The organism is Saccharothrix mutabilis subsp. mutabilis (assembly GCF_039521145.1).
In the GTDB taxonomy this organism is placed as follows: Bacteria; Actinomycetota; Actinomycetes; order Mycobacteriales; family Pseudonocardiaceae; genus Actinosynnema; species Actinosynnema mutabilis.
On the sequence record NZ_BAAABU010000032.1, the window covers coordinates 1 to 13,170 of the forward strand.

Below are 13,170 nucleotides of genomic sequence, written 5' to 3' on the forward strand. Positions count from 1 at the left end.
CGTTCCTCGCAAAACTTTTTGGCCCAACCCCGGGAAAATGTGGTAGCCCTTCGGGCGGGCCATACGGAGATGACACAAGCAAGAAGCCCGGCTTGGGGTGTGTCCCCTCCGGTGGACTGCCCGCTTGGCGGCTTCGCCGCGCACTGGGGGGTGCTTGGTTGGGTTGGGGCGGCGGTCGTGTCGGGTGTGGTGGGGGCGGGTGGCCTTGCTGCGTGCCGTCGCTTCGTCGTGTCTGCACCCCTGCTTCGTGGTCCTCACCAGGATCGGAGGGGGGTGGGCGGGTTCCGGAGGGGTCGGCGGGGGTGTGCCGCGCCGCGTGGAACAGGGGTGATTCGTGACGGTGATTTCTCGTGCACGCATTGTCGCGGCGGGGGCGGAGTCTCTAGATTGAGCCGGGTTGGCTGGGGTTGATCAAGTGGAAGTAGGCGTTGCGCGTGCGTGCGCTCACCCGGGGACTGCTCGGTGTGGCCGGGTTCCTCGTCGTCTGGGAGCTGTTCGGCCGGTCCCGGCTGGTTCCCGCGGAATACCTCCCACCGCCGTCCGTGGTCGGTGTGGAGCTGGTCAAGTTGTTGGGGGACGAGGGTTTCCTGCGTGACGTCATCGCCACCGTCCTCGCCCTGCTGATCGCGGTGGGACTGTCCATCGCGATCGCCGTCCCCCTGGGACTCGTGCTGGGCAGCGTCCCGGCCGTGCGGCACGCCACGCGGGCCGTCGTCGAGTTCCTCCGGCCGATCCCCTCGGTGGCGTTGATCCCGTTGGCGATCCTGCTGCTGGGCATCGGGCCGGAGATGAAGATCACGCTCGCCGTGTACGCGGCGGTGTGGCCGATCCTGTTCAACACCATCTACGCGCTCGACGAGCTGGACCCCCTGCTCGTGGAGACCGCGCGCGTGTTCGGGACCGGACGGGTGCGGGTGTTGTTCTCCGTGGCGTTGCCCAGCGCCATGCCGTTCGTCCTCACCGGGATCCGGTTGGCCGCCACGACGAGCCTGGTCGTGCTGGTCAGCGTGGAGCTGCTCGCGGGCGGCTCGGGTGGGCTCGGGCAGTTCATCATGGAGGCGCGCAGCGGTTCCGGCCGCATGGACCTGGTGCTCGCCGGCACCGTGGTCGCGGGCGTGATCGGGTTCCTGCTCAACGAAGGGCTGGAACGCGCGCAACGCCGGTGGGTCTCCTGGAGCACGGTCACCGGAGGACGGTCATGACCAGGTTCTTCCAGCGGTGGGCCGTGTTCATCGGCCTGGTCGTGGTGTGGGAGCTGGCGACCTGGCTCGCCGACGACCCGTTCTTCCCGCGTCCCACCGAGATCGCCGAGGCCGCGCACGCGCTGTGGTTCTCGGGTCCGTTGTTGTTGACCGACACCGTGTACGAGCACGTGTTCCCGAGCATCGGCAGGCTGCTCGCCGGATGGGGCATCGCCGCCCTGATCGGCATCGCGCTCGGTGTCGCGCTCGGCCGTTCCGCGACGGCCATGCAGTTCGCCGGTCCGCTGCTGACGTTCATGCGCTCGATCCCGCCGCCCGCGCTGGTGCCGGTGTTCCTGCTCGTGTTCAACGTCGGCACGCAGATGCAGCTCGCCACGATCGTCTTCGGCGTGCTGTGGCCGATCCTGCTCAACAGCGTCGACGGCGCCCGCTCCGTCGACGCGACCAAGTACGAGACCTCGGCGGTGTTCCGCATCCCGAAGGCGCAGTGGATCCTGGGTGTCGTCCTGCCGGCCGCCGCACCGAAGATCTTCGCCGGGCTCCGGGTCAGCCTGTCGCTGTCCCTGGTGCTCATGGTCGTCTCCGAACTGGTCGGCACCGACAACGGGATCGGGTCGCAACTCCTCGTCGCCCAGCGGGAGTTCGACTTCCCCGACATGTGGGCCGGGATCGTCCTCTTGGGAGTCCTCGGCTACGCCCTCAACACCGTGCTCCTCGCCTTCGAGCACCGGGCCCTGGCCTGGCAGCCGAAGGCTTCCGAGGGGCGCACCCCCGCGACGGTGGAGGAATGACATGACCGCGATGCTCTCCGTGGCCGAACTGGGCCATACCTACCAGGCCAAGGACGGCGCGCACACCGCGATCGACGACCTGACGTTCACCGTCGGCGCCGGTGAGCTGGTGTGCGTCGTCGGCCCGTCCGGCTGCGGCAAGTCCACGCTGCTGCGCACGATCTCCGGCCTGATCCGGCCCTCGCGCGGCGCGATCAGCCTGCACGGCGACGAGGTCCACGGCGTGCCTGACGACCTGGCCGTGGTGTTCCAGGACTACAGCCGCTCGCTGTTCCCGTGGCTGTCGGTGCAGAAGAACGTGGAGTTCCCGCTGAAGCGGTCGCTGGGCCGGGCCGAGCGCCGGGCGCGGGCGGCGGAGGCGCTGGAGTGGGTCGGCCTGACCGGCGCGACGCGCAAGTACCCGTGGCAGCTGTCGGGCGGCATGCAGCAACGCGTGGCGATCGCGCGGGCGCTGGCGTACCGGCCGGCGCTGCTGCTGATGGACGAGCCGTTCGCGTCGGTGGACGCGCAGACCCGGTTCGAGCTGGAGGACCTGCTGCTGAAGGTGAAGGCCGAGCACGACACGACGGTGCTGGTCGTCACGCACGACATCGACGAGAGCGTGTACCTGGGGGACCGGATCCTGGTGCTGTCGTCGTCGCCGGCTTCGGTGGTGGCGGACCTGCGGGTGGACCTGCCGGCCGTGCGCGACCAGATCACGACGCGCGAGTCCGAGGCGTTCGTGGCGCTGCGGGCGGAGGTGGCGCGGCTGCTCAACGTCGGGAAGACGTCGGAGGCGGTGCGCGCGCGTCGGGCGGCGAACGAGGAGCAGGCCGCTCGGTGGGCCGAGGCGGAGCGGGCGTCGCGGGTGGAAGCGTCGCAGGCGGAGGCTTCGCGGGCTGAGGCTTCTCGGGTGGAGGCGTCGCGGGCGGAGGCGTCGCGGGCGGAGGCGTCGCGGGTGGACGCTTCCGATCGGCGGTGAGTTCGTAGGGGTTGGATCGTCGGACGGGCGATTCCCGGGGTGCGGGCTGGTGGCGCGGTGCTGCCGGCTGTCCCGCTCGGGAGTCGCCCGTTCGTGCTTTGTGGGGTTGTGGCCGGCGCGCTCGCCGGATTGGGCTGGTGGGCTGGGCGCGGGCGGCTGCTGGGCTGGGCGTGGGCGGCTGGGTGGCGGGCGTGGGCGGCTGGGAGGCAGGCGTGGGCGGGCCAGGCGGGTCGCGGCGGGCTGCGTGCTGGGGGCCGGCTGGGAGCGCGCGTCGGGCGGCTCTGTGGCCCTCAGGTCCGCAGCCTGGTTTCGGATAGCGCGGGGCCGGGTCGCGTGCGGGCGTGGTGGCGGGGCGGGTGTGAGTGTGGCGCTGGTGGCGCGAAAAGCGTTGGTGTGGCGCGGGAATTGCGTTGTCAGCGGTTTGGTGCAGGAGTGACTGGGCGGGGCGGATCGGAAGTCGTCCGTGCTTCCCGGTTGATCGGGGGCCGGCCGCCGGCCCCCGATTTCCATTGTCCCACAGGGGTACGACATTCCACTTGTCGCGCCCCCGGGGGGTCATTCTCCCACGGGGGTACGACGAATCCCGCTCAACAGCGGGGCAATCACGCCCGCTCCGATCACGGGCCGACGTAGTTTTGGGCGAAATAGCCCGCCGACGAGCCCGACGCGATCAGGTGCTCCAGCCTGGCCTGCCCCAACCGGCTCAGGAAGGGTTCCGGCGAACGGTGGATCATGAAGACCATCCACTGCGAGAACTCCTGTGCACGCCAGACCCGTCGCAGGCACACCTCGGAGTAAGCGCGCAGGCCCGTGTCGTCCCCCGTTCGGGTGTACCGGATGAGCGCGTCCGCCAGGACCTCCGCGTCGTGCAGGGCCAGGTTCATGCCCTTGGCGCCGACCGGCGTGATGATGTGCGCCGCGTCGCCCAAGAGGTACAGGTTGCCGTGGTTCATCGGTTCGACCACGTAGCTGCGCATGTCCAGGATGCGCTTCTCGATGATGCGACCTTCCGTCAACTTCCAGTCCGAGTCGCGCAACGCCAACCGCTTGTGCAACTCCGCCCACACGCGCTCATCCGGCCAGTTGTCCACTGTGTCGTCCACCGGAACTTGGAGGTAGTAGCGCGAAACCGTGGAACTGCGGAGCATGTGCCCCGCGAAACCGTCCGGGTGCAGGGCGTAGATGACCTTGTGCGTCGACGGCGGCGCCTCGGCCAGGATGGACAGCCACTCGATGCCGTGCTGGTGGGAGAACTCCTGCACCGCCCCCTCGGGGATGCTGCGCCGGGTCACGCCGTGGAAGCCGTCCGCGCCGGCGATGAACGAGCAGTCCAGGCGTTCCTCCACCCCGGACTCCGAGGTCCAGGTCAGGTACGGCTCCGCCGTCTCGATGTCGTGCAGCGCGACGTCGGTCACCGAGAACCGGACGTCCCCGCCGCTGTCGACGAACGCCCCGACGAGGTCCTTCACGACCTCCTGCTGCGGGTAGACGTAGTGGGTCTGCCCGTCGTACAGCGACGAGTAGTCCACCTCGTGGGCCTGCCCGTTGACGCGGAATTCGCACGCCCCGTGCCGATCCGCCTCTCGGAGCAACCGGTCGGCCAACCCGTGCTCGGCCAGCATGCGCACCGCGCGGTGCTCGATGACCCCGGCGCGCGGGCGGGTTTCGATGTGCTCCCGGGTGCCTTTTTCCAGCACCACGCAGGGGATTCCACCTTGGCGCAGCAGGTTGGCCAAGGTCAGGCCGGCCGGCCCGGCGCCCACGATTCCCACCGGACGCGGGTTGCTCTGTCCGGCCCATTCCCGATCAAGCTCACTCACCGAGCACTCCAACCTCTGGACAGCCTGTGCAAAGATGCTCACCGAAGGTAGTGGATCAGCCTTCGAGTGTCGGTCGACTGGGGTCTTGTCGAACCATCAAAGTCACTTTGAGTGGTTCCGCAGTGACCACGGTCGCCCGTGCATCCTGCCCCCGCAATGTCGCCACTCCAACAGGAGATGCCCCCCATGACTCGAAGAGTCGGCCTCTCGGCACGAAGGATCATCGCCGGTCTGTCCGCGCTTGCGGTGCTCGCGGTCGTCTCCGGCTGTGGTCTGCTCGGCGGTTCCGAGGAGAAACCCGCCGACGCCGCACCGGGCAAGGTCGAAAAGACCAAGATCAAGCTTGGTCTGCTCCCGATCCTCGACGTCGCGTCGGTCCACGTCGCGATGAAGAAGGGTTACTTCAAGGAGGAAGGCCTGGAGGTCGAGCCGGTCACGATCCAGGGTGGCGCCGCGGCCATCCCCGGTCTGATCAGCGGTGACCTCGACATCACCTTCGGCAACTGGGTCTCGTTCTTCGCCGCGCAGAGCAAGGACGCGGCCAAGGCGGTCGACGGCCTGAAGCTGATCAACGACGGCTACCAGGCCAAGCCCGAGATGTTCCTGATCCTCACCGGGCCGGACTCGGCCATCAAGTCGCCGAAGGACCTCGCGGGCAAGACCATCGCGATCAACACGTTCAAGAACATCGCCGAGCTGACCGCGAAGGCGACCCTGGAGGCCAACGACGTCGACCCCAAGACGGTGACCTTCAAGGAGTTCCCGTTCCCGGACATGCAGGCCGCGCTGCAGAACAAGACCGTGGACGCCGCCTTCATGGTCGAGCCGTTCATCAGCAAGGCCCAGCGCGCCATCGGCGCGATCACCGTCCTGGACGCCGCGTCCGGCCCGACCGACAACATCCCGGTCGCGGGCTACGGCACCACGGGCAAGTTCGCCAAGGAGAACCCCAACACCGTCGCCGCCTTCCAGCGCGCGATGGCGAAGGGCCAGCGCGACGCGGCCGACCGGCCGACCGTCGAGCCGCTGCTGGTGGAGTACGCCAAGGTCGACAAGGAGACCGCGAGCCTGGTCCACTTCGGCGAGTTCCCGACCACGCTGGACGCCACGCGCCTGCAGCGGGTCGCCACCCTGATGAAGACCTACGGCTTGCTGGAGAACGACTTCGACGTCAAGCCGATGCTGGTCACGTCGGGCTCGGGTAGTTGATCGCCACCGGGAGGGGGCGCGCCCGCGCGACGAGGCTCCCCCTCCCGGTGTTTCCCGGTCGGGTCTGTGCGGTGAAAAAACCGTGAACCGGGGTTAGCGTTCGTTTAGTCCGTCCCGCATGGGTCTGCGGGACAATGGTTGATTTGCAAAACACCGCCTTCCTCGTCCGAACGGCGGTATGACTCCCGGCGGTTTTCCACCAAGATCCACCGGGTTTGTAGGGATGTGTAGTCAACTGGCTGGGGGGCTGGGGAGTGTGCTGACGGTGCGCGGTCACGACGACCACGCCTCCGGGAGAGAACCGGAGCGGATCCAACTCGACAAGGGCGCCGCAGAGGCCGGCCCGCCCGACTCGGGTCCGAGCACAGGCACCGCGCCGTCCGCCGACCGGGGAATCTCCCGGTGGCGCCTGCGCAACTGGAGGCTGCGCAGCAAGCTCGCCGTGGTGCTCCTGGTGCCCGCGCTGAGCACGCTCGCCCTCGCGGGCCTGCGGCTCAACACCCAGCTCGACGACGTCGAGCTGTTCGGCAAGGTCGAGCGCGAACTGGAACTGTCCGCCCAGGCCGCCGCGGTCGCCGACGCGCTCCAGCTGGAACGCGACGCCGCCGTGTGGTTCGTCGCGGGCGGCCGGGCCGACAACAGCGCCGAGCTGGTCACGCGGTCGGCCAAGGTGGACGCCGAGGTGAGCAAGTACCGCGAGGTCGCCCGGACCACCACGGGCATCGAGGAAAGCGTGCGGGAGGCGTTCGACAAGTCCCTCCAGTCGCTGGACGGCCTGCCCTCGCTGCGCAACACCACGCTGACCACCCGCTACCCCGACATCTCGGTGGCCAGCGCCTACACCCAGGTCCTCAGCGCGCTCGCGCAGGTCCACCGCGCGACCGCGAGCAGCCTGAGCAACGAGACCATCACGCCGCTGGCCGGCGCGAACCAGGCGCTCTACAGCGCCAAGGAACAACTGTTCCAGCAGAACGCGATCCTGCTGTCCACGGCCAAGCGCGGCGAGTTCGCGCCCGGCCAGGTCAACGCCCTGCGCGCCGCCCAGTCCCGGTTGGACGCCGCGCTCACCGACTTCGCCGTCACCGCGAGCCAGGAGAACCGGCAGCGGTTCTCCGACGTCGTGTCCGGCGCCGCCGTGGACGCCCGCAACCGGCTCGTGCAGCTCGCCCTGGTGCAGCAGCAGGAATCCGGCGAGGTGTCCATCTCGGACGCCGAGGTCATGCGCGTGGGCGAGGAGACCGCCGGTCTGATCCGGACGGTCGCGCTCAACATCGAGCAGCAGGCCGACGCGGAGGCCGTGCGGCTGACCGAGGAGGCCCGCGGCTCCGCCTGGCGCGACGCCGCCCTGGTCGCCGTGGCCCTGCTCGTCGCGTTCGCCCTCATGGCCTTCGTCGCCCGCTCGATGCTGACCCCGCTGCGCATGCTGCGCCGCTCCGCGATGGACGTGGCCCGCAACCGGCTGCCCGAGGCGATCAAGCGCATCCGCTCGCACCGCGACCCGGAGCGCGCCGCCGAGGAAGCCCTGGTGCCGGTGCCGATCCACACCACCGAGGAGGTCGGCCAGGTCGCGCGGGCGTTCGACGCCGTGCAGCGCGAAGCCATCCGCCTCGCCGTCGAGCAGGTGGCGCTGCGCGCGAACGTCAACGACATGTTCATCAACCTGTCCCGCCGCTCGCAGGCGCTGGTCGAACGCCAGATCACCGTCATCGACCGGCTGGAGCAGGACGAGCAGGACCCCGACCAGCTCGCGTCGCTGTTCGAGCTGGACCACCTGGCCACCCAGATGCGCCGCAACAGCGAGAACCTCCTGGTGCTCTCCGGCACCACGGTCAACCGCCGGGTCACCCGGCCGGTCCCGATCTCCGAGGTGCTCGGCGCGGCCGTGTCCGAGGTCGAGAAGTACGCCCGCATCCAGATCGCGCCCGCGCCGGAGCTCAAGGTGCAGGGCCGCGTGGTCAACGACCTCGCGCACCTCATCGCCGAGCTGCTGGACAACGCGACCGCGTTCTCCAAGCCCTCGACCAAGGTCACCGTGCGGGCCATAGAGACCCGGCGCGGCGAGGTGTCCATCCGCATCCACGACCGCGGCGTCGGCATGCAGGAGCAGGACATCGTCGAGGCCAACACCAAGCTCGCCGACCCGCCCGAGGTCGACGTGTCGGTGGCCCGCGAGATGGGCCTCTACGTGGTCGGCCAGCTCGCCAAGCGGCACGAGATCCGGGTGACGCTGAGCAACAACGACGACATAGAGGGTGGTGTCACCGCGCAGGTCGTCCTGCCGGTGTCGCTGCTGCACCGCGGCCCCGAGCCGGCCGCCCCGCGGCCCGCGCTGCCGCCGCGCCAGGCCGACCCGTCCGCCGAGGACAGCGGCGTCGGCGTGCTGGCCGGCGTGCCCAAGTGGACGCCCGAGCAGTTCGGGCCGGAGAAGATCGCGGGCGAGCGCTACACCCCGCCCGAGGTGACGCCCGCGCCGTTCCCGCAGCCGGTGGCCACGCCCGCCGAGGACGGCGGCTTCTTCCAGGTCGAGCAGTCGCCGGCGACGGACCTGTTCACCGCCACGGTCGTCGAGACCCTGCCGGCCAAGCCGGGCGCGCCCGACTACACCTACCCCGGCGCGGCCGGCCCGCCGTCGCCACCCCCGCCGCCGGTGGTGGAGGAGGACGACGCCTCGACCCAGCGGCTGCCGATCTACGAGGACGTGCTGTCCCGCTGGTTCCAGGGCACCGAGGCGTCGGAGGCGCACGTGCGCGGTGAGCTGCCGCCGGAGACCGAGGCCGAGAAGACCATGTTCGCCGACCGCGTCGACCTGGTCGGCTCGGACGAGTCGCCCGCCGAGCGCACCATGTTCGCCGACCGGGCCGAACTGGTCGGCGACGACAAGCCGGAGAAGGTGGAGCGGGTCAGCCCGCAGCCCACCGCGGCGGGCCTGCCCAAGCGCGCGCCCGCGCCGTCCCCGGTGCCCGCCTCCACCCCGGCCACCGGCTGGGGTCCCGCCGACGACGGCTGGTCGGCCGCGAGCAACGTGCTCAAGTCCGCGGTCGAGGACACCACCAGCGCCGGCCTCCCGAAGCGCACCCCCAAGGCGCGCCTCATGCCCGGCTCGCTCAGCGCCCCCTCGTCGCGCGCCACCACCCCGGCGCCCGGCGCCAACGGCAACGGCAACGGCGCCGCACCCGCCGGCACGGCGACCGCCGTCGCCACCGCACCGCCGCGCCGGTCCGCCGACCGCCTGCGGCAGCGGTTCGCCACCTACCAGCGCGGCGTGCAGATGGGCCGCGAGTCCGCTGAAGACAACGGCCTGCCCTGGGAGGGCTTGTCGTTCGACAACGCAGACAACAAGGAGCAGAAGTGACCACCGCAGCCGAAGAACTGGACAACTTCAGTTGGCTGGTCGACGACTTCGTGAACCGGGTCGCGGGCGTGGCGCACGCGATCGTGGTCTCCGCGGACGGCCTGCTGCTCGCGTCCTCCGAGCGCCTGCCGCTGGACCGGGCCGAGCAGCTGGCCGCCGTCGCCTCCGGCCTGGTCAGCCTCAACCTCGGCGCGGCGCGCTGCTTCGAGGCCGGTGACGTCAAGCAGACCGTGGTCGAGATGGAGCGGGGCTACCTGTTCCTGATGTCGATCAGCGACGGCTCGTGCCTGGCCGTGCTGGCCGCCCCCAACTGCGACATCGGCCTCATCGGCTACGCGATGACCCGGCTGGTGGAGCGGGTGGGCGTCCAGCTCACCCCGGAGATCCGGTCCCAGCTGCACGTCGCCATGCGTGGTTAGTCCTCCTTCGGTCCTAGGGAAAGTGGAAGCAACATGAGCGGCGGACGAAGCCTGTCGGTCACGTCGACCAAGATCGTGGTCGCCGGCGGGTTCGGCGTCGGGAAGACGACGTTCGTCGGGTCGGTGTCGGAGATCGTCCCGCTCACCACCGAAGCGGTGATGACCGAGGCGAGCGTCGGCGTGGACGACCTGACGAACACGCCGAACAAGATGACCACCACGGTGGCCATGGACTTCGGCCGCGTGTCCCTGGACCAGGACCTGATCCTGTACCTGTTCGGCACGCCCGGTCAGCACCGGTTCTGGTTCATGTGGGACGACCTCGTGCGCGGCGCGATCGGCGCGGTGGTCCTGGTGGACACCCGGCGGCTGTCCGACGCGTTCGCCTCGATCGACTTCTTCGAGGACCGCGAACTGCCGTACGTGGTGGGGGTGAACTGCTTCGACGGTCTCCTGCACCACCGCATCGAGGACATCCGCGAGGCGCTCACCATCGACCCGTCGATCCCGATCGTCCCGTGCGACGCCCGCAACCGGCAGTCGACCAAGCAGACCCTGATCACCCTGGTGCAGCACGCCATGCGCCAGCCGACCTTCGCCTGACACTCCGCGCAAGACTTCGGGAAGGGCTCCACCGCCGCGGTGGGGCCCTTCCCGGCTTTAATGGGGCGACCGGACGGGCGGGGCTGAGCGAGACTGCGGGGCATGCCCGATTCCTACGAAGACGCGGACCTGGCCTCGCTCTACGACACGATCAACGGGTGGGGCCCCGGCGACGACTTCTACCTCGACCTGGTCCTGCGCGCCGACGCCGTGCTGGACGTGGGGTGCGGCACCGGCCTGCTGCTCAAGACCGCCCGCGACCGGGGGCACCGCGGGCGGCTGGTCGGCCTCGACCCGGCCACCGGCATGCTCGCCCAGGCCCGCACCCGCGACGACGTGGACTGGGTCCGGGGCGACCTGTCCTCGGTGTCGTTCGACGGCGAGTTCGACCTGGTGTTCATGACCGGTCACGTGTTCCAGGTCTTCACCACCGACGAGCAGGCCTCGGCGGTGCTGAGCGCCGCGCACCGGGCGTTGCGGCCCGACGGCCGGCTCGCGTTCGAGTCGCTCAACCCCGGCCCGAAGCCCTGGCGGAACTGGGTGCCGCGCAACGCGTCCACCTACACCGCGCCCGACGGCACGGAGTTCCGCGTGGTGCACGACATCGTGTGGGAGGACGGCGACCTGGTGCACCTCACCGAGACCTACGAAGGCTCCCGCTGGCCCTCCCCGCAGGTCGACCAGGCCACCATGAGGTTCGCTTCCGCCGAACGAATTGATTCTCTGCTGGCCGAGAACGGCTTCGAGGTCGAGCGGCGCTACGGGTCCTGGGACCGCTCTCCGCACACCCCGACCAGCAAGGAGATCATCACGGTCGCACGGCCGCGTCCGCGCCCGGCTGATCACTGAGCACCAGCGCGCCGGTCGCCCGCAGCAGCGGCACGACCCGCGCCAACGCCTCCCGCGCCAGCGGCTCGTCCGGCGGCTCCGCCAGCTCCACGCCGTGCAGGACGTGCCGCTCCACCAGGGCCAGCTCGGCCAGCCCGCACGTGAAGCCGTGCAGCAGGCGGCGCACGCCCATGTCCGCCAACGTGGTCAGGTTGTCCTCGACCGCCTCCAGCCCGCCGGCCGCCGCGCGGGCGTGCAGGCTGAGCCACAACCGTTGCGGCGCAAGGGAAGAGTGGTGAAGCGCGGTGCGCACGGCGGCGGCCAGGTCGGGGTCGCGGGACTGGTCGGCGGACAGCCGCACGACCACCGGCACCTCCTCGACCGCCGCGAACGCGCACGCCTCGTCCAGCAGCCACGTGCCCAGGTGGCCGCTCAAGCCCAGTTCGTCGGCGAACTCCAGGCACTCCTCGTGGCCCACGACGCCGAACTCCGCCTCGTCCCAGCGCAGCCGCGCCGCGTAGGCGAGGCGCTCGCCCGAGGGCCGCATGACCGGCCGGTAGTCGATGGCGATCTCGCCGAATTCCAACGCACCTGGCATCGTCGCGAGCAGAGAAAGGCGCTTGCGGTCGCGTGCGTCCTCACCGGCGTCGTAGATGCCCCACTGGCCCTTGCCGCCGCTCTCCGCCCGCCGCAACGTGCTGTGCGCCTGGCGCAGCAACGCCATCGCGTCCACGCCGCGCGCGCTGGTCCGCACGAACCCCATGCCCGCCGACACCGCGACCCCGTGCCCGGACAGGTGCACCGGCTCGGCCAGAGCCTCGTCGATCGCCGCCGCCAGCGCGGAAATGCTGGGCGTGTCGAGGGAATCCTCGATCAGCACGACGAATTCGTCCCCGCCGATGCGCGCCACGGTCGCCCTTTCGCCCGCCACCACGGCCGAGAGCCGCCCGGCGACGACCTTGAGCAGTTCGTCGCCCGCCTCGTAGCCGATGCCGTCGTTGACGATCGCGACGCTGTCCACGTCGAGGTAGCACAGGGTGATCGAGCCGGGCTTGCTCAGCGCCTCCTCCAGCTTGGGCAGGAAGCTCTGGCGGTTGGGCAGCCCGGTGAGGACGTCGTGCAGCGCCTGGTGGCGCAGGTACTCGCGCAGCACGCGCTGCTCGGTGACGTCCTCGATCACGGCGACCCGGTACTTCGGGCAGCCGTCCGCGTCGTGCACCATGGACAGGGCGACGTTCGTCCACATCGGATCGCCGCCCGGTCCGGCGAACTGCTGCTCGAACCGCACCTCGTCCGCCGCCGCCCACGCCGCCCGCAGCGCGGCCAGGTCACCGGGCGCGAACACCCCCTCGGCGTCCGCGCCGGACGCGCCGACGGCCTCGTCGGCGGTGTCGGGGTCGTGCCGCAGCATCCGCACCAGCGCCGGGTTCACCTCGACCACCGCGCCGTCCCGGTCGAAGATCGCGATGCCCACCGCGGAGGAGGCGAACACCTGGCGGAACCGCGCCTCGCTGTCGTGCAGCGCCTGTTGCGCCTGTTCCAGCGACAGCAGCAACGACGTCCGCACCCCTTCCTGCTCGGCGAAGATCTGCCGCCGCACGGCGTTGGCGTAGCCGGCGGCGACCGCGCCCAGCACCTTCGCGACGTGCTCCGGCGGTGCGCCGGTCAACGCGGGCAGCGCGCCGCCGAGCACCTCGACGGTGCCGCGCAGGCTGTCGGGGCCGGTGAACCGCGCGCCGACCAGCCACTCGCCGACCTCGTCGGCGCCGGCGAGCGCGTCGGGCCCGGTGAGGACGTCGAGCCGGCGGGCCAGGTTCGCCCGGACCTGCTTGCGCGACAGCGGGGCGTAGGCGCTGTCCACCAGGACCTGCGTCCAACGGGCGAGCGTCGACGCCACCCCGGGAGGCTCTCCCGGGGCGTCCCCGTGTGGTGCGCGGTTGGTCATGGCGGGTGGGCGCTGCGGCGGTGGCGAAGATCAGGTCGGT

Annotated in this window: 10 protein-coding genes; 8 read left to right on the forward strand and 2 right to left on the reverse strand. The window is 70.6% G+C overall.

What is annotated here, in order from left to right:
- Positions 1 to 434 precede the first annotated feature (434 nt).
- Genes ABD126_RS36305 through ABD126_RS36315 form a run of 3 tightly spaced genes read left to right on the forward strand, consistent with a single transcriptional unit; the run spans position 435 to position 2,954 of the window.
- A complete protein-coding gene (locus tag ABD126_RS36305; RefSeq protein ID WP_343939750.1) occupies positions 435 to 1,202 on the forward strand; it encodes an ABC transporter permease in 768 nt (255 codons plus the stop codon).
- Positions 1,199 to 1,993: an ABC transporter permease gene (locus ABD126_RS36310; RefSeq protein ID WP_343939752.1), complete on the forward strand. Its 795-nt coding sequence runs from the start codon at positions 1,199 to 1,201 to the stop codon at positions 1,991 to 1,993. Before ABD126_RS36305 ends, ABD126_RS36310 begins: the two co-directional genes overlap by 4 nt.
- Before the next feature lies 1 nt (position 1,994).
- Positions 1,995 to 2,954, forward strand: a complete 960-nt coding sequence (locus tag ABD126_RS36315; RefSeq protein ID WP_343939754.1) for an ABC transporter ATP-binding protein — start codon at positions 1,995 to 1,997, stop codon at positions 2,952 to 2,954.
- 617 nt (positions 2,955 to 3,571) lie between these two features.
- Here the strand turns inward: ABD126_RS36315 and ABD126_RS36320 are convergent.
- Positions 3,572 to 4,726 carry a 4-hydroxybenzoate 3-monooxygenase gene (locus tag ABD126_RS36320; RefSeq protein ID WP_343939756.1) on the reverse strand — a complete coding sequence of 385 codons (1,155 nt, stop codon included), beginning with the start codon at positions 4,724 to 4,726 and terminating at the stop codon, positions 3,572 to 3,574.
- A gap of 234 nt (positions 4,727 to 4,960) precedes the next feature.
- Here ABD126_RS36320 and ABD126_RS36325 point away from each other — a divergent pair, with 234 nt between their 5' ends.
- The 5 genes from ABD126_RS36325 to ABD126_RS36345 all read left to right on the forward strand — a co-directional run bounded on the left by ABD126_RS36325 (position 4,961) and on the right by ABD126_RS36345 (position 11,206).
- Positions 4,961 to 5,983 (forward strand): ABC transporter substrate-binding protein, encoded by a 1,023-nt coding sequence (locus ABD126_RS36325; protein WP_343939758.1) that lies wholly within the window; start codon positions 4,961 to 4,963, stop codon positions 5,981 to 5,983.
- A 265-nt stretch (positions 5,984 to 6,248) separates the two neighbouring features.
- The gene (locus ABD126_RS36330; RefSeq protein ID WP_343939760.1) at positions 6,249 to 9,335 is read left to right on the forward strand and encodes a sensor histidine kinase; all 3,087 of its coding nucleotides are present in this window, start codon (positions 6,249 to 6,251) and stop codon (positions 9,333 to 9,335) included.
- A complete protein-coding gene (locus ABD126_RS36335; protein WP_121227397.1) occupies positions 9,332 to 9,754 on the forward strand; it encodes a roadblock/LC7 domain-containing protein in 423 nt (140 codons plus the stop codon). Before ABD126_RS36330 ends, ABD126_RS36335 begins: the two co-directional genes overlap by 4 nt.
- 33 nt (positions 9,755 to 9,787) lie before the next feature.
- Positions 9,788 to 10,357, forward strand: coding sequence for a GTP-binding protein (locus tag ABD126_RS36340; RefSeq protein ID WP_121227400.1), 570 nt, complete (start codon positions 9,788 to 9,790; stop codon positions 10,355 to 10,357).
- Positions 10,358 to 10,459: 102 nt separating this feature from the next.
- Entirely contained in the window at positions 10,460 to 11,206 is a 747-nt protein-coding gene (locus ABD126_RS36345) for a class I SAM-dependent methyltransferase (protein ID WP_343939763.1), read from the forward strand.
- On the opposite strand, the gene ABD126_RS36350 is transcribed toward ABD126_RS36345, so the two are convergent.
- A complete protein-coding gene (locus ABD126_RS36350; protein WP_343939765.1) occupies positions 11,166 to 13,082 on the reverse strand; it encodes a diguanylate cyclase domain-containing protein in 1,917 nt (638 codons plus the stop codon). The two genes, ABD126_RS36345 and ABD126_RS36350, sit on opposite strands and share 41 nt — an antisense overlap.
- Positions 13,083 to 13,170: the final 88 nt, after the last annotated feature.

Bases quoted from the DNA above. Each gene is read 5' to 3' on its own strand.
- ABD126_RS36310 (WP_343939752.1), top strand. From the start codon at position 1,199: ATGACCAGGTTCTTCCAGCGGTGGGCCGTGTTCATCGGCCTGGTCGTG.
- ABD126_RS36315 (WP_343939754.1), top strand. From the start codon at position 1,995: ATGACCGCGATGCTCTCCGTGGCCGAACTGGGCCATACCTACCAGGCC.
- ABD126_RS36325 (WP_343939758.1), top strand. From the start codon at position 4,961: ATGACTCGAAGAGTCGGCCTCTCGGCACGAAGGATCATCGCCGGTCTG.
- ABD126_RS36340 (WP_121227400.1), top strand. From the start codon at position 9,788: ATGAGCGGCGGACGAAGCCTGTCGGTCACGTCGACCAAGATCGTGGTC.
- ABD126_RS36345 (WP_343939763.1), top strand. From the start codon at position 10,460: ATGCCCGATTCCTACGAAGACGCGGACCTGGCCTCGCTCTACGACACG.